Annotated in this window: 23 protein-coding genes; 5 read left to right on the plus strand and 18 right to left on the minus strand. The window is 74.0% G+C overall.

Annotated elements, in window-relative coordinates:
* Positions 1–93 precede the first annotated feature (93 nt).
* From LG324_RS19480 to LG324_RS19495, 4 genes are read right to left on the minus strand one after another with little or no spacing between them, the layout of a single operon-like run.
* Positions 94–735 (minus strand): TrmH family RNA methyltransferase, encoded by a 642-nt coding sequence (locus tag LG324_RS19480; RefSeq protein ID WP_404350561.1) that lies wholly within the window; start codon positions 733–735, stop codon positions 94–96.
* A gap of 10 nt (positions 736–745) precedes the next feature.
* Positions 746–1480 carry an amino acid ABC transporter ATP-binding protein gene (locus tag LG324_RS19485; protein WP_404350563.1) on the minus strand — a complete coding sequence of 245 codons (735 nt, stop codon included), beginning with the start codon at positions 1478–1480 and terminating at the stop codon, positions 746–748.
* Positions 1477–2352, minus strand: a complete 876-nt coding sequence (locus LG324_RS19490) for an amino acid ABC transporter permease (RefSeq protein ID WP_030526416.1) — start codon at positions 2350–2352, stop codon at positions 1477–1479. Before LG324_RS19490 ends, LG324_RS19485 begins: the two co-directional genes overlap by 4 nt.
* Positions 2349–3230: an ABC transporter substrate-binding protein gene (locus LG324_RS19495; protein WP_207022302.1), complete on the minus strand. Its 882-nt coding sequence runs from the start codon at positions 3228–3230 to the stop codon at positions 2349–2351. The genes LG324_RS19490 and LG324_RS19495 overlap by 4 nt, the downstream gene beginning before the upstream one ends.
* A 213-nt stretch (positions 3231–3443) precedes the next feature.
* Between LG324_RS19495 and LG324_RS19500 the strand changes: the two genes are divergently transcribed.
* The gene (locus tag LG324_RS19500; RefSeq protein WP_030526414.1) at positions 3444–4127 is read left to right on the plus strand and encodes a DedA family protein; all 684 of its coding nucleotides are present in this window, start codon (positions 3444–3446) and stop codon (positions 4125–4127) included.
* Positions 4128–4691: 564 nt separating this feature from the next.
* On the opposite strand, the gene LG324_RS19505 is transcribed toward LG324_RS19500, so the two are convergent.
* The 5 genes from LG324_RS19505 to LG324_RS19525 all read right to left on the minus strand — a co-directional run bounded on the left by LG324_RS19505 (position 4692) and on the right by LG324_RS19525 (position 9020).
* Entirely contained in the window at positions 4692–5318 is a 627-nt protein-coding gene (locus LG324_RS19505) for a response regulator transcription factor (RefSeq protein WP_030526413.1), read from the minus strand.
* Positions 5315–6532, minus strand: coding sequence for a sensor histidine kinase (locus tag LG324_RS19510; protein ID WP_404350566.1), 1218 nt, complete (start codon positions 6530–6532; stop codon positions 5315–5317). The genes LG324_RS19505 and LG324_RS19510 overlap by 4 nt, the downstream gene beginning before the upstream one ends.
* A 34-nt stretch (positions 6533–6566) precedes the next feature.
* On the minus strand, positions 6567–7367 hold the full coding sequence (locus tag LG324_RS19515) for an ABC transporter permease (protein ID WP_404350568.1): 801 nt from the start codon (positions 7365–7367) through the stop codon (positions 6567–6569).
* Positions 7364–8236 (minus strand): ABC transporter ATP-binding protein, encoded by an 873-nt coding sequence (locus LG324_RS19520; RefSeq protein ID WP_207022300.1) that lies wholly within the window; start codon positions 8234–8236, stop codon positions 7364–7366. Before LG324_RS19520 ends, LG324_RS19515 begins: the two co-directional genes overlap by 4 nt.
* A 103-nt stretch (positions 8237–8339) precedes the next feature.
* Positions 8340–9020, minus strand: a complete 681-nt coding sequence (locus LG324_RS19525; RefSeq protein ID WP_404350570.1) for a LemA family protein — start codon at positions 9018–9020, stop codon at positions 8340–8342.
* Between the two features lie 121 nt (positions 9021–9141).
* Here LG324_RS19525 and LG324_RS19530 point away from each other — a divergent pair, with 121 nt between their 5' ends.
* Entirely contained in the window at positions 9142–9573 is a 432-nt protein-coding gene (locus LG324_RS19530) for a universal stress protein (protein WP_030526407.1), read from the plus strand.
* Positions 9573–11024: an alanine/glycine:cation symporter family protein gene (locus tag LG324_RS19535; RefSeq protein WP_404350572.1), complete on the plus strand. Its 1452-nt coding sequence runs from the start codon at positions 9573–9575 to the stop codon at positions 11022–11024. Before LG324_RS19530 ends, LG324_RS19535 begins: the two co-directional genes overlap by 1 nt.
* Before the next feature lie 63 nt (positions 11025–11087).
* Here LG324_RS19535 and pyrE read toward each other — a convergent pair whose 3' ends face one another.
* The 5 genes from pyrE to LG324_RS19560 all read right to left on the minus strand — a co-directional run bounded on the left by pyrE (position 11088) and on the right by LG324_RS19560 (position 14430).
* Positions 11088–11642, minus strand: a complete 555-nt coding sequence (gene pyrE / locus LG324_RS19540) for an orotate phosphoribosyltransferase (RefSeq protein WP_030526405.1) — start codon at positions 11640–11642, stop codon at positions 11088–11090.
* A 30-nt stretch (positions 11643–11672) separates the two neighbouring features.
* A complete protein-coding gene (locus LG324_RS19545) occupies positions 11673–12155 on the minus strand; it encodes a hypothetical protein (protein ID WP_030526404.1) in 483 nt (160 codons plus the stop codon).
* A 108-nt stretch (positions 12156–12263) separates the two neighbouring features.
* Positions 12264–12701, minus strand: a complete 438-nt coding sequence (locus LG324_RS19550; RefSeq protein ID WP_030526403.1) for a hypothetical protein — start codon at positions 12699–12701, stop codon at positions 12264–12266.
* 86 nt (positions 12702–12787) lie between these two features.
* On the minus strand, positions 12788–13564 hold the full coding sequence (locus tag LG324_RS19555; protein WP_404350575.1) for an SDR family NAD(P)-dependent oxidoreductase: 777 nt from the start codon (positions 13562–13564) through the stop codon (positions 12788–12790).
* On the minus strand, positions 13561–14430 hold the full coding sequence (locus tag LG324_RS19560) for an alpha/beta fold hydrolase (RefSeq protein WP_404350577.1): 870 nt from the start codon (positions 14428–14430) through the stop codon (positions 13561–13563). Before LG324_RS19560 ends, LG324_RS19555 begins: the two co-directional genes overlap by 4 nt.
* Positions 14431–14495: 65 nt before the next feature.
* Here LG324_RS19560 and LG324_RS19565 point away from each other — a divergent pair, with 65 nt between their 5' ends.
* Both LG324_RS19565 and LG324_RS19570 read left to right on the plus strand, forming a co-directional pair.
* Positions 14496–15275 (plus strand): exodeoxyribonuclease III, encoded by a 780-nt coding sequence (locus LG324_RS19565; protein ID WP_404350579.1) that lies wholly within the window; start codon positions 14496–14498, stop codon positions 15273–15275.
* A 58-nt stretch (positions 15276–15333) separates the two neighbouring features.
* Positions 15334–15750, plus strand: a complete 417-nt coding sequence (locus LG324_RS19570) for a hypothetical protein (RefSeq protein WP_051749997.1) — start codon at positions 15334–15336, stop codon at positions 15748–15750.
* Between the two features lie 55 nt (positions 15751–15805).
* On the opposite strand, the gene LG324_RS19575 is transcribed toward LG324_RS19570, so the two are convergent.
* From LG324_RS19575 to LG324_RS19590, 4 genes are all read right to left on the minus strand, one after another.
* Complete coding sequence (locus LG324_RS19575) at positions 15806–16609, minus strand: DNA-formamidopyrimidine glycosylase family protein (protein ID WP_404350581.1); 804 nt, start codon at positions 16607–16609, stop codon at positions 15806–15808.
* A 66-nt stretch (positions 16610–16675) separates the two neighbouring features.
* Positions 16676–17185: a DinB family protein gene (locus tag LG324_RS19580; protein ID WP_404350583.1), complete on the minus strand. Its 510-nt coding sequence runs from the start codon at positions 17183–17185 to the stop codon at positions 16676–16678.
* A 10-nt stretch (positions 17186–17195) separates the two neighbouring features.
* Positions 17196–18869, minus strand: a complete 1674-nt coding sequence (locus LG324_RS19585; protein ID WP_404350585.1) for an MFS transporter — start codon at positions 18867–18869, stop codon at positions 17196–17198.
* A complete protein-coding gene (locus LG324_RS19590; RefSeq protein ID WP_404350587.1) occupies positions 18850–19542 on the minus strand; it encodes an LppX_LprAFG lipoprotein in 693 nt (230 codons plus the stop codon). Before LG324_RS19590 ends, LG324_RS19585 begins: the two co-directional genes overlap by 20 nt.
* Positions 19543–19680 lie beyond the last annotated feature (138 nt).

Raw genomic sequence — 19680 nt, forward strand, 5'->3', positions numbered from 1 at the left:
AGCGACCTCCGCCCCGGCGCTATTCCGTGGGCCCGGTCACCCAGCCCGTACAGAAACTGACGAATGTGTCGATTCCTGCACACCGGCGGCGAGCTACGCCGACGGGTGCTGGTCGAAGACGTGCCGACGCACCCACGCGTGCATCGCGACGGCGGCGGCCGCGCCGGCGTTGACCGACCGGGTCGAGCCGAACTGGGCGATGTACAGGACGACGTCGCACACCTGCTGCATCTGCGGGGTCAGCCCGGCCCCCTCCTGACCGAGGACGAGGACGCAGGCCCGCGGCAGGTCGTACGTCTCGAGCGGCACCGACCCCGGCACGTTGTCGACGCCGACGAGCGGCAGCGGTGCGCCGTCCTCCCCCGCCGTCGCGGCCCAGGCCGCGAGCGCCGCCGCGTCGGGGTGGTGCACCTCGTGCTGGTAGCGGTCGGTGACCATCGCCCCGCGCCGGTTCCAGCGGCGCTTGCCGACGACGTGGAAGGCCGCGACGTTGGTGGCGTTCGCCGTGCGCACGACCGAGCCGATGTTGAGGTCGTGGCGCCAGTTCTCGATGGCGACGTGCAGCGGGTGCCGGCGCGTGTCGAGGTCGGCGACGACGGCGTCCATCCGCCAGTACCGGTACCGGTCGACGACGTTGCGGCGGTCGCCGTCACGCAGCAGCTCGGGGTCCCAGTGGTCGCCCTCCGGCCACGGCCCCTCCCAGGGCCCGACCCCGATCTCGCGCTCGTCCTCCACGCGCAGCAGGCTAGGCGTGCACGCGGGCGAGGAAGCGGCGGGTCCGCTCCTCGCGCGGGTCGCCGAGCACCTGCTCGGGCGGCCCCTGCTCGTGGACGACCCCGCCGTGGAGGAAGCACACGGTGTCGGCGACCTGCCGCGCGAACCCCACCTCGTGGGTGTTGAGGACCATCGTCATGCCCTCGTCCTTGAGCTCGCGCAGGAGGTCGAGGACCTCGCCGACGAGCTCGGGGTCGAGGGCCGAGGTGACCTCGTCGAGCAGCATGAGCCGGGGCTGGTTGACCAGGGCCCGGGCGATGGCGACCCGCTGCTGCTGGCCGCCGGAGAGGTCGTCGGGGCGGGCGGAGGCCTTCTCGGGCAGGCCGACCCGCTCGAGCATCGCCATCGCGCGCTCCCTGGCCTCGGCCTTGGCGACCTTGTGGACCCGGATCGGCGCGAGGGTGATGTTGTCGAGCACCGACAGGTGGGGGAAGAGGTTGTAGGCCTGGAAGACGACGCCCATCCGGGCGCGGACGGCATCGGCGTCGACCCGGGGGTCGGTCACGTCCTCGCCGTCGAGGGTGATGCGCCCGTCGTCGACGACCTCGAGGAGGTTGACGCAGCGCAGCAGCGTCGACTTGCCCGAGCCGCTCGCGCCGATGAGGACGACGACCTGCCCCTCGTGCACCGAGAGGTCGAGGCCGCGCAGGACCTCGGTCTCGCCGAACGACTTCCGGACGCCCTCGAGCCGCAGCACCTCGCTCACAGCATCCCTCCCGCGCCGTGGAAGCCCTGCCGGCGCGCGACGTGGTCGGTCAGCCGGGCCATGGGGATGGTCAGGCAGACGAAGAGCGCACCGGCGACGACGTACGGCGTGAAGTTGAAGTCGAGCGCGGTCTCGATCTGCGCCGCCCGGATGGCGTCGATGACGCCGAGGACCGCGATGAGGCCGGAGTCCTTCTGGAGCGAGACGAGGTCGTTCATCAGCGGCGGCACGACCCGGCGGACGGCCTGCGGGAGGACCACGTGGCGCATCGTCTGCCCGTAGGACAGGCCCAGCGAGCGGGCGGCGGCCCGCTGCGACGGGTGCACCGACTCGATGCCGGCGCGGAAGACCTCCGCCACGTAGGCCGAGTACGACAGCACGAGCGCGCAGGCGCCCCAGAACAGCGCCGACGACGGCAGGCCGGACAGCCGCAGCGCCGGCGCGCCGAAGCCGAGGACGAAGATGACGAGGAGCAGCGGCAGGCCGCGGAAGAGGTCGACGTACGCCGTCGCGAAGAGCCTCAGCGGGAACGCGACCGGGCCGCGGACGGTGCGCATCACGGCGAGCGTCAGGCCGAGGACGGCGATGACGACTCCGCAGGCGAGCATCACGCGGATGTTGAGCCAGAGGCCGTCGACGACGGCGGGGAAGGACTCGACCGCCTTGTCCCAGTCGAGGAACGTGTCGCGGACGCGCGGCCACCCGGGCGAGGTGACGACGAGGGCGACGACGACCCCGACGAGCAGCAGCGTCGAGACCGCCGAGATGCCGGCCGACCGCACCGCCCGGCCGCGGCGGTAGCGCCGTCGCTCGAGCTCGAGGGCGGACGGCTGCGCGTCGGACCCCGTCGCCGGTGCTGCCGGGGTGGTCACTTCAGCTCGGGGGCGCCCTGCGTCGAGAGCCACTCGCCGACGAGCTTCTCGAGCGTGCCGTCGGCGCGCAGGGCGTCGACGGCGGCGGTGACGCAGGGGGTGAGGGAGCTGCCCTTGTCGAGCACGGCGCCGAACTGCTCGGGCGTGCCCTGCGCGGGCAGCTGGCCGACGATGACGCCGTCGTCGAGCTGGGCCGCCGTCATGTAGAAGCCGGTCGGCAGGTCGACGACGATGCCGTCGATCTGCTGGTTCTTCAGGGCCTGGACGGCGAGGTCGTTGGTGTCGAAGACGGCGACCTGCTCGGTGGGGGCGATCTGCTGCGTGGCGGCGGTATAGGACGTGGTCCCCACCTGGGCGCCGAGCCTGGCGCCCTTGAGGTCGGCGACCGAGGTCTTGCCGTCGATCGGGCTGCCCTTGTACGTGATGACGGTCTGGCGCACGTCGTAGTAGCCGGAGGAGAAGTCGACGGCCTTCTTGCGGTCGTCGCTGATCGAGACCTGGTTGAGGTCGAGGTCGAAGGTCTTCGGGCCGGGGGCGATGGCCGTGTTGAACGGCACGACGGCCCACTGCACCTTGTCCTCGGCGTAGCCGAGCTTGTCGGCGATCGCGTACGCGACGGCCGACTCGTAGCCCTTGCCGTTGGAGGGGTCGTCGTCGACGAACCACGGGCCGTAGGCCGGCTTGTCGGTGCCGACGGTCAGCGTGCCCGCGGTGAGGGTCTTCAGCGCGTCGGGCGTGCAGCCGGCGAGCGGGTCGGACGAGGTGCCGCTCGGCGTCGCGGAGGCGGCGGGCTGCTCGTCGACGGGGGCGCCGCAGCCGGCGAGCGCGAGGGCGGCGGCCGCGAGGGCGGGGACGACGAGGCGAGGACGTCGGGTCATGCTGGGCTCTCTTCCGGGGGCGCGCCGTGGACCTGCGCGTTCACGCGCGAGAGTAGCCGCGGGGGACGGATCGCGTCGCGGGTGTCCATCCGCGCGGGGCTTTCCGCAGGGTCGCCCGCTGCTCCACCCGGTCCGTCCGGCGGGAAGCCACAGGTGGCGCACAGCGTCGAGCGGCCGCGCGGTCATGGCGGAGCACCTACCCTTGGGGCCGTGATGCACTCCCTCGGGCCCAACTGGATGGACCCCCAGTACCTCCTCGACACCTACGGGTCGGCGTTCTTCTGGATCTCGCTCGCCATCGTGTTCGTCGAGTGCGGGCTGTTCTTCCCGATCCTGCCGGGGGACTCGCTCCTCTTCGCCGTCGGCCTGTTCGTCGCGAGCGGCCAGCTCCAGGTCAACCTCTTCGTTGCGATGGGGGCGCTGTTCGCGGCCGCCTTCCTCGGCAACGTGGTCGGCTACGAGCTGGGCCGCAGGCTCGGGGCGCCGCTGCGCAACCGGGACGGGCGGATCATCAAGCGGCAGTACTTCGACAAGACCGAGGAGTTCTTCGACCGGTACGGCGCCAAGGCGCTGGTGCTCGGGCGGTTCGTGCCGATCGTGCGCACGTACATCACGGTCGTCGCCGGGATCGGCCGGATGGAGCGGCGCCACTTCTTCACCTGGTCCGCCGTCGGCGCCGCGCTCTGGGTGGGCGTCGTGACCCTCGCCGGTCACTTCCTCGGCAACGTCGCGTTCGTCAAGGACAACCTCGAGGTCGTCATCCTCGCGATCGTGCTCGTCTCGGTCGTGCCGGTCGTCATCGAGTGGCTGCGCCACCGCCGCGCCGCCGCGATGTCGCCGGCCGAGGCGCGCGCGGAGTCCGACGAGGTCGTCGACGAGCTCGAGCAGCGCCCCTGACCCCGGCCCCACCCACCGGGTCGAGGTGAAACCCGACCCTCTGACGGTCTCGTGTCACCTCGACCCGCCGGACCATCCGCGCGGTCGAGGTGAAACCCGACTCCCTGACGGTCCCATGTCACCTCGACCCGCTGCTCCCCTTGCCCGGTCGAGCTATCCGGCCGCCGTCAGACGTGGGCCGGATACCTCGACCCACGCCACGCGCGGCCGGTCGAGGTGAAACCCGACCCTCCGACGGTCCCTTCTCACCTCGACACCCGCCAGACCATCGACGCGGTCGAGGTGAAACCCGACCCTCTCGCGGTCTCCTGTCACCTCGACCCGCCGCGCCCGACCACAGGGCATGTCCCTCACGACCGCTGTCGTTCGCCCCTCATCCCGGAGCAACTGGGATGAGCGGCACTCCTCGGCCGCTCGTCATGGTCGCTCCAAGCCACGACGCGAGCGGGACGAGCGGTGCGCTACGACCGCTCGTCATGGTTGCTCCGGTATCGAAAGCGAACGACAGCGGCCGGTAGGGGTCGTTCCGCTCGAGCCTCGACCCGCTCGCCCCGGCGGCGGCCCTCAGCCGAGGTCGATGAGGCCGCGACGGTGGGCCTCGGTGACCGCCGCCGTGCGGTCCTGCACCCCGAGCTTGGCGAAGGCGCGCAGGAGGTGCGTCTTGACGGTGGCCTCGCCGATGAAGAGCTGCCGTCCCACCTGGGCGTTCGACAGCCCGCGGGCCACGAGCCCGAGCACCTCGACCTCGCGCGCGGTGAGGTCCGGGACCGCCGGCGCCCGCAGCCGGTCCGCCAGCCGCGCCGCGACCGGCGGCGCCAGCACCGTCTCGCCGCGCGCCGCCCGCCGGATGGCGTCCGTGAGCAGCGACGTCGGCGCGTCCTTGAGCAGGTACCCCCGCGCCCCGGCCTCCACGGCCCGGACGATGTCGGCGTCGGTGTCGTAGGTCGTCAGGACGAGCACCTGCGGCGCGGACGGCATCGAGCGCAGCCGGGCGGTCGCCTCGGCTCCGTCCATCACGGGCATCCGCAGGTCCATGAGGACGACGTCGGGCTCCAGGCGCGGGACGAGCGCGAGCGCCTCGGCGCCGTTGCCCGCCTCCCCGACGACGTCGAGGTCGGGCTCCTCGCCGAGCACGGCGACCATCCCGGCCCGGACGACGGGATGGTCGTCGACCACGAGCAGACGGATCACCGGGGCACCTCCAGGCGCAGGGTCGTACCCGAGCCGGGCACGCTCGTCAGGTCCACCTCGCCGCCGACCTGGGCGGCCCGGGCCCGCACGCCGTCGAGGCCGAAGCCGCCGCGGTCGGCGCCCGTGTCGAACCCGCGGCCGTCGTCACACACCGTGAGGACGACCCGCTCGGGCTCGTAGGCCAGCGACACCGCGACGTGCCCCGCGGACGCGTGCCGCCGGACGTTCGAGAGCGCCTCCTGGGCCGTGCGCAGCAGGACGACCTCGGCGACCCCGCCGAGCGGCGCCGGCTCGCCGTCCACCGTCACCTCGGCCCGCATCCCCGTCTCGCTGCTCACGGCGTCGCCGAGCCGCTGCATCGCCTCGACGAGCGTGCGCGACTGCAGGTGCCCCGGGGTGAGCTCGGCGACGATGAGCCGCGCCTCCGCGAGGTTGTCGACGGCCGTCCGCTCGACGAGCGAGAGCCGCTCGCGGGCCGTCGCGACGTCGCCGCGGGCCAGCGCCGCGTCGGCCGCGCGGGTCAGCGTGACCACCGACGTGAACCCCTGCGCGAGGGTGTCGTGGATCTCCCGCGAGATGCGCTCGCGCTCGTCCTGCACGCCGCGGTCGCGCTCGACGGCGGCGAGCCGGGCCTGAGTGGCCTGCAGCTCGTCGATGGTCTCGGCGCGGCTCTTCGCCTCGTCGACGATGCGGTTGATGAAGATGCCGAGGGCCGTCGAGATGCCGAGCGAGATGACCGAGCTGATGAGGATGGCCCCGAGGGCATCGGAGTCGAACCCGCTCTGCCAGAACCGCACCCCACCGAAGACCGCGAGGGACAGGAGCGTCCCGACCGCCGCCCACCGGACCTCGAGCATGGCCCACATCTGCGGGTAGAGGATGAAGTAGAGCATCCACGACTCGGTGCCCGGGTCGACGAGCTGGATCAGCAGGAGGAGGGACCACACGACGACCTGGTAGGCGACGCCGGCCCGCTGCTGCTGCCGGATGCCCCGGACCCCGAGCGTCGCGTACGCCACGGCCATCGCGACGAGCAGGAGCACCGAGGGCCACAGTCCGTGCGGGCCGCGCTCGTCGAGGACCGTGACGACGACCGCCGAGGCCCACACGATGGCGAAGGCCCCGTGCCAGAAGGGCTCCTGCCGCCGCCACATCGCCCGGAACTCGGCGGTCGACACCCCCTGCTCGGGGACGTCCGCGCTGACCTGGCTCATGCCCTCATCCTGCCCGTCGGGCGGCGCGAGCGCCTCACACCGTGCCGCGCTTGAACCACGTGAACGTCGTCAGGCAGAGGACCAGACCGGCGAGCGCCCACCCGGCGAGGACGAGCAGCACCCGACCGGGCTCCCACGAGCCGGCCATCTCGGCCGAGGCGAGGCCGTCCGGCAGGAACACCGCCCGCATCCCCTGGGCGATCCACTTGAGCGGGAAGACCGACGCCACCTGCTGCAGCCACTGCGGCACGTCGGTGAAGGCGATGTACACACCGCTGATGAACTGGAGGACCAGCTGCGGGCCGATGACCACGGCGCCGATGGAGCGCGACGACGCGAGCGACGAGTACGCGATGCCGAGCACCGTGCCCCCGAAGACGCCGAGCGAGAACACGCCCGCGAAGAGCAGCCACCGACCACCGGTGTCGGGCAGCGGCACGTCGAAGGCGAGCCGGGCCACGAGCAGGAGCAGCACGACCTGGACGAGCGAGGTGCACACGACGAGACCGACCTTGCCGAGGAAGTACGCCGCCGGCGGCATCGGCGTGGCGCGCAGCCGCTTGAGCGTGCCGTCGTCGCGCTCGGCGGCGACCGACATCGCCATCGTCTGGAAGCTCGTGAGGATGACGCCGGCGGCGACCATCCCCGGGAGGAAGTAGCGGGCCGCGGTCATCCCGGTGCGGGCCGAGTCCTCGAACTGGCTCGAGAAGATCACCGAGAACAGGAGCAGCAGGAGGATCGGGAAGAGGAAGGAGAAGAAGACGGCCTCCTTCTCGCGCGAGTACATCTTCAGCTCGACGGTCGTGCGGTCGACACCGAGGGCGAGGGTGTTCATGCGGGCACCTCCTGGCGCTCGGTCGTGACGTGGGGGGCGATGAGCCCGAGGTAGGTGTCCTCGAGCGAGGGACGGGTGACGGTCAGCTCGGGGACCTCTCCGCCGAACCGGGCTGCGAGGGAGGCGACCTCGGTGGTGGGCGTCCCCGTGCGGACGGTGCGCCGGGTGCCGTCCTCCTCCCACGAGACCGTCGCCTCCTGGGACTGACGGCCGCCGAGGGCGGCCGGGGTGTCGAGCGCGAGCAGCCGCCCACCGGCGATGACGCCGACCCGGTCGGCGAGGTGCTCGGCCTCGTCGAGGTAGTGCGTCGTCAGGAGGATGGTCGTGCCGCCCTGCGCGAGGCCGCGGATCAGCTCCCAGAAGTCGCGGCGGGCTTGCGGGTCGAACCCGGTCGTCGGCTCGTCGAGGAAGAGCAGCTCCGGCCGCCCGACGATCCCGAGCGCGACGTCGAGCCGGCGGCGCTGGCCCCCGGAGAGGCCGGTGATGCGGTCGTCGGCCTTGGCGCCGAGACCGGTCGCCTCGATGACCTCGTCGACGTCGCGCGGCGTCGCGTAGCACCGGGCGGTGCTGCGCAGCGCCTCGCGCGGGGTGAGCAGGTCGAGGCCGCCAGAGGTCTGCAGGACGATCCCGATGCGGTCGCGCCAGGCCCGGCCGGCGCCGTGCGGGTCGGTGCCGAGGACGGAGACCTCGCCGCCGTCGCGGTCGCGGAAGCCCTCGAGGATCTCGACGGTCGTCGTCTTGCCGGCGCCGTTGGGGCCGAGGAGGGCGAAGACCTCGCCGGTGTGGACGTCGAGGTCGAGGCCGGCGACGGCCCGGTGGCTCCCGTACGTCTTGGTCAGCTCGCGGATGCGGATGGCTGTCTCGCTCATGCCTCCAGCGTGCTCGGACCGGGCGTGCTCCGGGACGCCCGGGCGGTGGACGCGCCGTCCACCGACCGGTGGACGGCGCCGCCGCGGTGGGAGACCGCAACCGTCAGGCGGTGGGGGTGCCTCCGGGGGGCGGCGTGCCCGGGCCGGGCTGCGGGGCAGCCGCGTCGGACGCACCGGAGGCGGGCCCGCCGGTGTACCCGCTCGGCGGGGGGATGGTGGCCTCGCGCTGGCCGAAGTCGACCTTCGGCGCCTCGCGCTGCTCGCCCACGGCCTCGAAGTACTCGGCCCGCTCGATGTGGAACAGGTTCGCGACGATGTTCGTCGGCACCGTCTCGACCTTGGTGTTGAGGTCGCGGACGGTCGCGTTGTAGTAGCGGCGGGCCGACGCGATGCGGTCCTCGGTCGAGCTCAGCTCGGCCTGCAGGGCGAGGAAGTTCTGGTTCGCCTTGAGGTCGGGGTAGGCCTCGGCGACGGCGATGAGCCGGCCGAGCGCGCGCCCGAGGAGGTCCTCGCTCTCGGCCTGCTGCGCCGGCGACTGGCCGGGCGACATCGCCTGTGCCCGAGCCGACATGACGTCCTCGAGCGTGCCCCGCTCGTGCGCCGCGTACCCCTTGACGGTCTCCACGAGGTTGCCGATGAGGTCGTGCCGGCGGGTCAGCTCGACGTCAATCTGCCGCCAGGCCTCCTGGACGAGGTTGCGCAGCTTGATGAGCCCGTTGTAGGCCGCGACCGCCCAGAGGACGAGGGCCAGCACGATGACGACGACGACGATGGTGGCGATCACGAGGGTTCCTCCGGGGACGGGGTCGGGCCGATCCTACGGGCCGCCGGGTGTGGCGCGGGTCACACCCGAGCCGCTAGGGTCGAACGGGACCGTACCGATCGCCCTGAGACCGGGAGGCCCCATGGAAACCGTCGTCGTCGGTGTCGACAACAGCGACGCGTCCACCCGAGCGGTGGAGTTCGCCGTCGAGAGAGCCCGCCACAACGACTGGAAGGTCGTGCTCGTCCACGTCGTGCCGTGGAGCCCCTACTCCTTCCAGACCGCGAGCGAGAACGAGCACCGGCACCGCGAGAAGGAGCGCGAGCTCGCGGCCGCGACCGAGCAGGTGCTCGTCCCGATGGCCCGCATCGCCGAGGACGGCGGCGTCCCGCACACCGAGGTCGTCCGCCACGGCAAGCCGTCCGACACCATCACCGACGTCGCCCGCGAGACCGGCGCCGTCCACGTCATCGTCGGTCGCACCGGCGACGGCGGCCTGCGCGAGGCCGTCTTCGGCTCGGTCGCGAGCCGGCTCGTCCAGCACGCCCATCTCCCCGTCACGGTGGTGCCCTGATGAATCCCGTCGACCTCTTCACCCGCTTCTCCGACTGGCTGACCGGCCTCGTCTTCTACTCCGTCGACGTCGGCGGCGCGACGCTGCCGCTCATCGTCGTCTGGCTCGTCGTCGCCGGCGCGTTCTTCACCGTCTGGCTCGGCTTCATGCAGGTCCGTGGCCCGAAGCTCTCCATCGACCTCGTCCGGGGTCGCTACTCCGACCCCGACGACGCCGGCGAGGTGACGCACTTCCAGGCCCTCGCCACCGCCGTCTCCGGCACCGTCGGGCTCGGCAACATCGCCGGTGTCGCCATCGCCATCTCCCTCGGCGGACCCGGCGCGACGTTCTGGATGATCCTCGCCGGCCTGCTCGGGATGGCGACGAAGATGGCCGAGTGCATGATGGGCGTGCGGTACCGCCGAGAGCACGCCGACGGCTCCGTCTCCGGGGGCCCGATGTACTACCTGCGCGACGGCCTCGCCGCGCGCGGGATGGGCGGCCTCGGCAAGGTCCTCGCGGTCCTGTTCGCGCTGTTCATGATCGGCGGCGCCGTCGGCGGCGGCAACATGTTCCAGTCCAACCAGGCGACCGCGCAGATCATCGCCGTCACCGGCGGCGAGGACTCCTACATCGCCGACGTGCCGTGGGTCGTCGGCCTGGTCTTCGCGGGCCTCGCCGGCGCCGTCATCATCGGCGGCATCAAGAGCATCGCCCGGGTGACCGAGAAGATCGTCCCCTTCATGGCCGGCCTCTACATCGTGGCCTGCCTCGTCGTCCTCGTCTGGAACGTCGGCGCCGTCCCCGAGGCGTTCGGCTCGATCCTCACCGGTGCCTTCTCTCCCGAGGGGGTCGCCGGCGGCGCCGTCGGCGCGCTCATCGTCGGGTTCCAGCGGGCGGCCTTCTCCAACGAGGCCGGGCTCGGCTCGGCGTCGGTGGCGCACTCGGCGGTCAAGACCAAGGAGCCCGCCACCGAGGGCTTCGTCGCGATGCTCGAGCCGTTCATCGACACGGTCGTCATCTGCACGATGACCGCGCTGACGATCGTCATCACCGGGGCCTACACCAACCCGGACGCCTCCGAGCTCGGCGGTGTCGCGCTCACCTCGGACGCCTTCGCGACCGTGCTGCCGTGGTTCCCCAACGTGCTCGCGCTCGCGGTCGTGCTCTTCGCGTTCTCGACGATGATCAGCTGGTCGTACTACGGGATGAAGGCCACGGGCTACCTCTTCGGCGACAACGTCGTCGCCGAGAACACCTTCAAGGTCGTCTTCCTCGTCTTCACCGTCGTCGGGTCGGCGGCCGCCCTCGGGCCGGTCATCAACTTCTCCGACTCGGCGATCTTCCTCATGTCCCTGCCGAACCTCGTCGGGCTCTACCTCATGGCACCGGAGATCCGCGGCGTCATCCGGAGCTACTTCGACCGGGTCCAGAAGGGCGAGGTGACGCAGGTCCCGCACCCGACCCGCTGAGCCACGGGCCTCCGGGCCCGCCGCCCGCCCTGCTCGCAGGGCGGGCGCCGGGTCGGCGGGCGGTCAGGCGAGGCCGAGGTCCTCGAGGCCGTAGACGTGGCGGTACTCCAGCCCCGCGGCGGCGAACTTCTCGGCGGCGCCGGTGGCGCGGTCGGCGATCGTCGCGACGGCGACGACCGTCCCGCCGGCCTCCTGGACGGCCTGGGCGGCATCGAGCGGGGACGCGCCGGTCGTCGAGGTGTCCTCGACGACGACGACGCGCCGGCCCTCGACCGACGGTCCCTCGATGCGCTGCTGGAGGCCGTGGGCCTTGCCGGCCTTGCGGACGACGAAGGCGTCGAGCCGGCCGCCGGCCGCGGCGCTCGCGTGGAGCATCGAGGTGGCGACCGGGTCGGCACCGAGGGTCAGGCCGCCGACGGCGTCGAAGTCGAGGTCGGCGACGAGGTCGAGCATCACCCGCCCGACGAGCGGGCTCGCCTCGCCGTCGAGGGTGACCCGGCGCAGGTCGACGTAGTAGTCGGCCTCCTTGCCGGAGGAGAGGGTGACCCGCCCGTGCACGATGGCGCGGTCGCGGATGATCTCGAGGAGGCGGGCCCGGTCGGCGGCGATGTCGGTCACGGGCACCACGGTAGGGGGTCGGTCGAGGGCTCAGCGTCGCCGGCGCGGCAGCGGGGTCGGCAGCCAGGTCGAGCCGAGGTCGACCGGCGTCACGGCGCTGCCCCACTCGCCGGACCACCCGACGCCGCCACGGACGAGCGGCTCGTCGGCGGGGCCGGCCGGGTCGGCGCCGTCCCAGATCTCCTCGCCGACGCGGAGCGTCCGCCCGGTCGGGCTCGTGACGACCGCGCGGGCCAGCAGACGGAGCAGGTCGGGGCGCATCCCGTCGAGCAGGACCCGGGGCCGGTGCCGCTCGCCGTGGACGAGGAGACGGGCCAGGGTCGGGACGTCGTCCGGGCGGACGCGGGTCCCGGTGAGGCAGAGGCGCTGCACCTCGAGGAGCAGGGCCTGCCGGGCGGCCGCGCCGAGCCGGGTCAGCGCGTGCCGGTGCGCCGTCTCCTGCCAGTCGGCGGGGGCGGTGCGGAGGAGGTGGCGGTACTCGCGGAGCACCGCGGGCTCGACGGCCGGGCGCACCTCGCGATGCTACGTCGCGGCCGCGGCGTCGGGAAGACCCCGGCGCCGCGGCCGCCCCCGGTACCGCACGGGCCGGTCGCGGAGGGGGTGGGCCGGCCCGTGCGGAGCTCATCCGGCGCGCTCGAGCAGCCGCTCCGCCGCCGCGCCGAGGACGTCCTGCATCTCGGGGTCGTGGTCGTACTGCTCGGCGAGGGCGGCGGCCGCGAGCGCGGCGCCGGTGAAGAGCTGCCCCTCGTCCCAGTCGTGGCGCGGCTTCGGCTTCGGCCACTTCTTCGGCCAGCCGGTGCCGCACCAGTCGTCGATCTCGTCGAGCAGCGCCCGGCCCCCGCCGTCGCGCCCGCCGACGATGATGATCGAGGTCCAGAGCAGCGACTCGAGCATCCGCGCCCCGATGGCCGCCTCGCGCGGCGGGAGCGGCTGCGGGTTCAGCTCGACCTCGTCGAACCGACCCACGACGCTCCACGCGGGACCGTGCGGGACGATGGCGTCCCAGGCCTGCGGGGGGATGCGCACGACGTGCGCGAGGGCCTTCCAGCTGACGGCCATGGTGGCCTCCTTCCGTTCCCGCCGGTGCGGGTCACCGGGGAGGAGGCACGAGGTGCCGACCCTGATACCGGGTCGGCGCGGGTGGCTCAGCGACGCCCGCGCAGCCGCTCGACGAGCCGCGTGCCGGCGCCGCGCACGAGCGGGCGCGGCGCCATCCGCACGGCGAGCGACAGCGTCTTCCACTGTGGGCCCGGCACCGAGACGACACGACCGGCCGCGGCGTCGGCCAACCCCTGGCGGGCGACCTCGTCGGCGTCGAGCCACAGCCCCCGCGGCACCCCGGGCAGCGACATGCGGGCGCGCTCGTGGAACTCGCTGCGGGTCAGCCCCGGGCAGACCACGGTGACCGCCACCCCCGTCCCCGCGAGCTGGCCGGCGAGCGCCTCGGACAGCACCGTGACGTACGACTTCGCGGCCGAGTACGGGCCGCTCGTCGTGAAGGACGCGACCGAGCTGACGTTGACGATGCGCCCGCTCCCCCGCGCCCGCATCGCCCGTCCGGCGGCGTGGCAGGTCAGCAGGACGGCCCGGACCATCACGTCGAGCGCGGCCTCCTCGCGGCGGATCTCGTTGTCCAGGAACGGGTGCTGCTGCCCCAGGCCGGCGTTGTTGACCAGCACCTCGACCGGGCGGTCCTCGTCGGCGAGGCGGCGGCAGACCTCCTGCGTCTGCGCCCGGTCGGCGAGGTCGGCGACGAGCACCTCGGTGGCGACGCCGTACCGCTCGCGCAGCTCGGCGGCCAGGCGCTCGAGGCGGGCGCGGTCGCGGGCGACGAGGACGACGTCGAGGCCGTCGTGGGCGAGCCGCTCGGCGAAGGCGCGGCCGATGCCGGCCGAGGCACCGGTGACGAGGGCGGTGCTCATGCCGCCGTCCCCTCGCCGGCCTCGCCGAGGAAGGCGACGAGCGCGTCGAGCACCTCGGTGGGCGACTCCTCGGCGCAGAAGTGGCCGCCCGGGACGGCGTGCCCCTGCACGTCGTCGGCGTACCCCCGCCAGACGTCGAGGACGTCGTAGGTGCGCGCCACGAAACCCGCTGCGCCCCAGAGGACGAGCAGCGGGCAGGCGAGGCGCTGCCCGCGGCTCGCGCGGTCGTCGTCGAGGTCCGGTCCGAGCGCGGCGCGGTAGTCCTCGCAGCTCGCGTGGACCGCCTCCGGGGTGGCGAAGCAGCGGACGTAGTCGCGCACGGCGTCCTCGTCGAAGACGAAGTCCGGCGCCGACCAGCGGCGCAGCTTCTCGCGGAGGTAGAGCTCCGGGTCGGCACCGACGAGCCGCTCGGGAAGACCGTCCGGCTGGGCGAGGAGGAACCAGTGGTAGTAGCCGGTCGCGAAGGCGGCGTCCGCGTGCTCGACCATGTGCAGCGTCGGGGCGATGTCGAGGACGGCGAGCCGCGCGACGCGCTCCGGGTGGTCGAGCGCGAGCCGGTGGCCGACGCGCGCGCCGCGGTCGTGGCCGACGACCGCGAACCGGTCGTGGCCGAGCTCGTCCATCACCCGCACGACGTCGGCGGCCATCGTCCGCTTGGCGTACCGGCGGTGCCCGGGGTCGCCTCCCGGCTTGTCGCTGTCGCCGTAGCCGCGCAGGTCGGGGGCGACCACCTCGTGGCCGGCGGCGACGAGCCCCGGCACGACGCGATCCCACATCCGATGGGTCTGCGGGTAGCCGTGGAGGAGGACGACGGGCGGCCCCTCCCCGCGGCGGGTGACGTGCAGCGTGGGCTCGGCGGCGTCCATCGCCCCAGCCTGCACCGCCGGGACGGCCCACGAGCGCCGTCGGTGCGCCTCGTTAGGGTGGCCGCGTGCGCATCGCCACCTGGAACGTCAACTCCATCCGCTCCCGCATCGACCGCGTCGAGGCCTGGCTGCAGCGGGCCGACGTCGACGTCCTCGCGATGCAGGAGACCAAGGCCAAGGACGAGCAGTTCCCGTACGAGCGGCTGCGCGCGCTCGGCTACGAGGTCGCCCACCACGGCGTGAGCCAGTGGAACGGGGTCGCGGTGCTCTCGCGGGTCGGGCTCGACGACGTGCAGGTCGGCTTCGACGGCGACCCCGGCTGGGGCGAGCCGCTCGCGCCGGAGGCCCGGGCCATCGGCGCGACGTGCGGCGGCGTGCGCGTCTGGTCCGTCTACGTCCCCAACGGCCGCGCCCTCGACGACCCGCACATGGACTACAAGCTGACCTGGCTGCGCGGGCTGCGCGACCGCGCGGTCGAGTGGGCCGCCGACGGCACGCCGGTCGCCCTCTGCGGCGACTGGAACATCGCGCCGCAGGACGAGGACGTCTGGTCGATGGAGTACTACCTCGACAAGTCGCACGTCAGCCCGCCGGAGCGCGCCGCGTTCGCGGCCTTCCTCGACGCCGGCTTCGTCGACGTCGTCCGGCCGCACACCCCCGGGGCCTACACGTACTGGGACTACCAGCGTCTCGCCTTCCCCAAGAAGCGCGGGATGCGCATCGACTTCGTCCTCGGCTCGCCGTCGTTCGCCGCGCGCGTCGCGGGGGCCGCCATCGACCGCGAGGAGCGCAAGGGTACGGGCGCGAGCGACCACGCACCGGTCGTCGTGCAGCTCGACGCCTGAGCGCCCGTCCCGCGGGAGGGGCGTGACGGGCGTCGGTGCCCGGGGTTACGGTGCGGTGATGACCCGCCCGCCCCACGAGAACGTCGCGACGGTCCTCGTCGACCCGGCGGTCCTCGGCGCGCTCGAGGTCGCCCTCATGCACCTCGACCTGCGCGTCTGGCCGATGGCGACCGCGCCCGTGCCGGGCGACGGCCCCCGGCGGGCGTTCCAGTACCGGCGCCGGGTCCTCATGGCGCGGCGCGGCGCTTGGGACGACGCCGAGGGCTGGGTGCCGGTGTGGGTGTCCTTCGGGGCGTCGTGGCGCTCCGGCGCCGACCCGCTGCCGTGGGCCGCGCACGCCGCGCTCTGGGACGAGCTCGCGCGCTGGGGCGACCGGGTCCGGTACCGCAAGTGGCTGACCGGCGTGGCGCCGCTGCCCGTGCCCGTCGGGGTCGACGGCGCCGGCACGAGCCCGGGCACCCGCCGCCGCGCCTGACCGGTGCGCGCCCCGCCGCGCGCGCCGCACCCCGCATCCCGCCCAGTCGCGCGGGTCAGTGCTGCTCGCGGGGGCAGAACCACGTCGTGCGCCCGCCGACGGTCGCCCGGGCCATCTCGCTGCCGCAGCGCGGGCAGTGCCCCGACGACCCGCGGTGCGCGACGACCTCGAGGGTGTGGACGCCGCCCCGCCGCACGGCGGTCCGGACGGCCGCTCGCAGCCTGCGTCGCAGGGCGTCGAGGTCGTCGGTCCCGAGCGTGTCGACGGTGCGGCGCGGGTCGACCCCGGCCTGCCAGAGCACCTCGTCGGCGAGGAGGTTGCCGACCCCGGCGATCACCGACTGGTCGAGCAGGCGGGCCTTGACGGGCGCCCGCCCCCGGCCGACGCGCTCGCGGAACTCCTCGCGCCCGATCTCGGCGGCGTCCGGGCCGAGGGCGTCGACGTCTGGGTCGAGCCGGACCCGGCCGAGGCGCCGTGGGTCGAGCAGCCGCAGCCGGCCGCCGCCCTCGAACGTCAGCGAGAAGCGGTACCACTCCTCCTTCGGGGTGCGGGCCGAGCGCCGCGGCGGCACGTAGTCGCCGCCGACGTCGTCGCCGTCCGGCCCGGTGACCACGATGCGCCCGCTCATCCCGAGGTGGATCCCGAGCGTCGGCGCGTCTCCGCCGAGCTCGCACCACATCGACTTGCCCCGACGGTGGGCGGCGGTCAGCCGGTGCCCGACGAGCGCGTCCCGGATCTCGCCGGGGCGGTGCGGCCGGCACTCCCACGTGTCGGAGTCGTCGACGTCGACGATGGTGCGGTGCAGCCCTCCCCGCTCGATGACGGCGCGGGCGGACTCGACCTCGGGCAGCTCGGGCATCTGCCGATCCTCGCCGCTCGGGAGCGCCCGACCGGCTCCCAGCGCCCGATCTCCCGCGGACGTGTGTCAGGCGCGGTCGAGCATCCCCGCGGCGTAGGAGGCCTGGCCGACGTGCTGCGTCGCGTCGTTGAGCGCACTGACGAGCCGGACGGCCAGCGTCACGGGCGGGTCCCAGTCCTCGTCGACGACGCGGTCGAGCGACTCGGGGGTCACCTCGGCGAGGGCGTCGGTGACCATCGCGTGCGTCGCGTCGAAGTAGCCGCGCAGGTCATCGGCGGAGGCGCGCACCGCACGGACGTCGTCGAAGGACATCCCGTAACCGTGGGCGCTGGCGGGGAACGGCAGCCCGAAACGCTCGAACCATCCGCCGGAGGTCCACACGACGTCGCGGTCGAAGGCGTCGGCGACGTGGGTGTCGAGGACGCGGGTCAGGTGCCACACGAGCCACGCGACGGTGTTGGCGCCGTCGGCGGGCGGCTGGGCGAGCCGGTCCTCGAGGACGTCGTCGAGCAGGCCGTGGACGGTGTCGCGCACCCGGTCGAGGGCGTCGGTGAGCAGGTCGTTGACGGAGGCCATGCCCCCGACGCTACGCCCGGTGCAGGGTCCCGGAGGCCGAGCGGTCCGCGCCGTCCGGGCTGCTCGGGCGGCGGCCCAGCGTCAGCGCGACGGCGGCCCCCGCGAGCGCGGCGAGGGCGGCCCCCCGGAACACCGAGGTGACCTGGACGACGGCCGCGGCACGCAGCGCGTCGGCGTCGGTCGGGTCCGGGAGGGCGGCCACCGCGCCGTAGTAGCGGTGCAGCCCGATCGCCGTGAGCAGCGCGAGCCCGACGACCATCCCGACCATCCGGGCGACGACGACGAGCGAGGAGGCGGCCCCGTGCGTGTCCTCGGACGACTCGGCGAGCGCGGCGTCGTTGACGGGGGCCAGCGCCAGGCCGATGCCGAGACCGGTCACCGCGAGCACCGGGGTGGCGGACCATCCCGAGAGCGAGGTCGCGCCCCACGTCGACATCACACCGAGCCCGACGGCGGTCAGACCCAGGCCGGCCCCGGCCACGGGTCCCGCGCCGGCGCGGCGCAGCGCCCACCCGCCGGCGAGCGCACCGACGGGGACGGCGAGGAGGAAGCGGACGAGGACGAAGGCCGCCTCGGTCTCGTCGCCGCTCAGGACGACCCGCGCCATGAGCGGCACGTCGACCACGACGGCGACGAGGGCGACCCCGACGAGGAGCGAGACGACGAGCGCGCGGACCAGCCGCCCGCGCACCAGCCCGCGCGGGACGAGCGGCGAGACCGCCCGGCGGTGGTGGACGAGGTAGGCGAGCGCGAGGAGGGCGGCGACGGGCAGCAGCGCGTAGCCGAGCGGCCCGACGACCTCGCGCTCGGGCTGCGCGGCGGCGAAGGTGAGGACGACGCAGCCGAGCGCGCCGCCGACGAGGGTGGCGCCGAGCAGGTCGACGCGCCGGACCGCGGCCCAGCGACCTCGCAGCCAGGCCCCCAGCGCGGCGACGAGGAGCACGAGCGCGACGACGCCGATCGGGGTCGCAAGGCGCGAGGTCGCGTCACCGAAGGGGACGAACGGGACGCCCAGCGACACGCTCGTCACGAGCACGTCCGGCGCGGCGAGGACCAGCCAGCCGACGACACCCGCGAGCACCCCGAGGACGGTGGGGAGCGCGCGTGGACGTTGCGGCACACCGCCCCCCGTGACGACGACCGCGCCGGCGAGGACCACCCCCGCCCCGGCGCCGAACCAGAAGATGGCGCGCCAGTCGGCGACCGCGAGCACCGCGGCCCCGAGCACCGGCCCGAGGACGGAGCCGAGCTCCTGCACGGCCCCGACGACCCCGAGCGGGACGCCGCGACGGCCGGGCGGCCAGAGGTCGGCGACGAGCGCGAGGGTCGCGGGGACGAGGCCGCCGCCCCCGGCGCCCTGGACGACCCGCCCGGTGACGAGCACCGGGAGCTCGGTGGCCAGCGCCGTGACGACCGACCCGACGACGAAGACGCCGAGGCAGGCGAGGAGGACGCGCCGGCGGTCGACGACGTCGGCGACCCGGCCGACGAGCGGCAGCACCGCGACGTAGCCGAGGAGGAACCCGGAGACGATGGGCGTCGCGCGCTGCAGCGAGTCGATGCCGACGCCGACCCCGCGCATCATGTCGGTGAGCGCGAGGACGACGACGTAGGTGTCGGCGGCGGCGAGCGCGACGGCGACGGACGCGGCGCCGAGCAGCGCCCTAGGGGCGGTCGATGACAACGGGGGCGCCGTACTCGGTGAGCGTCAGCGTGTACGTCGAGTCCGACCCGCCGAAGAAGGGGCCGACGAGGGTCGCGGTGCGCAGCTGGTCGGCGTCGGTCAGGCCGTAGGTGACCTCGTACGTGCCGTCGCCCTCGCCGAGGTGGAAGAGGTCCTCGACCCGTTGCGCCGGAAGGGTCCCCGTGACCTGGGTGAGGACGTCGCGGCCGGCCCGCACCTGGCCGCCGGCGGTCGGCGACGTCGTCTCGGGCAGCAGGCCGGCGATGCCCTTCGACGGGTCGAAGAAGGTCGCCGGGTTGGGGGCGTTCAGCGTCGAGAGGTCGAACGGCTCGAAGTCGGGGGTGAAGAGCTTGAGCCACGTCTCGTCGCCGATCGCGATGACCTCGACGGTGGCGCCGACGCCCTTGACGGTGCCGGTGATGGTGCCCTTGAACTTCGGCTCGGTAGGGCTGACGACGCCCTGCCCGGTCGCGGCGGTCACGCCGTTCGTGCGCGCGGGGACGTCCGTGCTCTTGAGGTCGAGCGTGAGGCTGCCGGCCTGCTCGAGCGCGGCCCGGGCGGCCTCGAGGCGCTGGGTCGGGGTCTTCGCGGGCGCCTTGTCCTCGTCGGAGCACCCGGCGGGGAGCGCGACGGCCGCGGCCAGGAGGAGGGCGGGGAGCAGGCGGCGGCGCATGGCGGTCAGGGTAACCGGCGCGCGGGTGGCGCCACGTCAGGTCCGACCGGTCCGCGACACAGGGGTTCGTCCACGAGACCCCGGCTCCGAGCCGGGGTCTCGTGGACATTTCGGGGTCACCCCGAAAACGTGAGGCGG

Source organism: Phycicoccus jejuensis (assembly GCF_044797865.1).
Taxonomy (GTDB): Bacteria; Actinomycetota; Actinomycetes; order Actinomycetales; family Dermatophilaceae; genus Phycicoccus; species Phycicoccus jejuensis.